Annotated in this window: 2 tRNA genes and 1 rRNA gene; all 3 read left to right on the forward strand. The window is 42.8% G+C overall.

What is annotated here, in order from left to right:
* Positions 1 to 77 (forward strand): 16S ribosomal RNA (locus F8M47_RS08160); the annotation flags it as partial.
* A 78-nt stretch (positions 78 to 155) separates the two neighbouring features.
* Positions 156 to 232: transfer RNA gene (locus F8M47_RS08165), tRNA-Ile, on the forward strand.
* Positions 233 to 276: 44 nt separating this feature from the next.
* Positions 277 to 352, forward strand: a tRNA-Ala gene (locus tag F8M47_RS08170).
* Positions 353 to 582 lie beyond the last annotated feature (230 nt).

Consider the following 582-nt stretch of genomic DNA (forward strand, 5'->3'; position numbering starts at 1 on the left):
CCACGGTATGATTCATGACTGGGGTGAAGTCGTAACAAGGTAACCGTAGGGGAACCTGCGGTTGGATCACCTCCTTACCAAAGATTGAGCGACTGCAAGTGTTCACACAGATTGTTTGATGGAGAAGGCAAAACGGAGATAATCCGCATCCTTTTGGGTCTGTAGCTCAGGTGGTTAGAGCGCACCCCTGATAAGGGTGAGGTCGGTGGTTCAAGTCCACTCAGACCCACCACTCTAACGAGTGAAGCTGAAAGGAAGGATTAAGTAATGATGTATGGGGATATAGCTCAGCTGGGAGAGCGCCTGCCTTGCACGCAGGAGGTCAGCGGTTCGATCCCGCTTATCTCCACCAATCATCATTACTAAGCGTATAAGCGATGCAAGAGAGTAGAGTTTGCAAATAAAGTTAAGAAATTAACCGCTTGTATCTTTAGTAATGATGATAAGTCAAATTATTGTCTAAATTGTTCTTTAAAAAATTGGAAACAAGCTGAAAAACTGAAGAGACTTTCAAGTCAGCGGAGATATTGAAAAATATTAAGCTGATAAAGAAAAAGTCTGAGTAGTTAAAAAATCTTGACT

This window comes from Actinobacillus vicugnae (assembly GCF_901687125.1).
GTDB classification, from domain to species: Bacteria; Pseudomonadota; Gammaproteobacteria; order Enterobacterales; family Pasteurellaceae; genus Actinobacillus; species Actinobacillus vicugnae.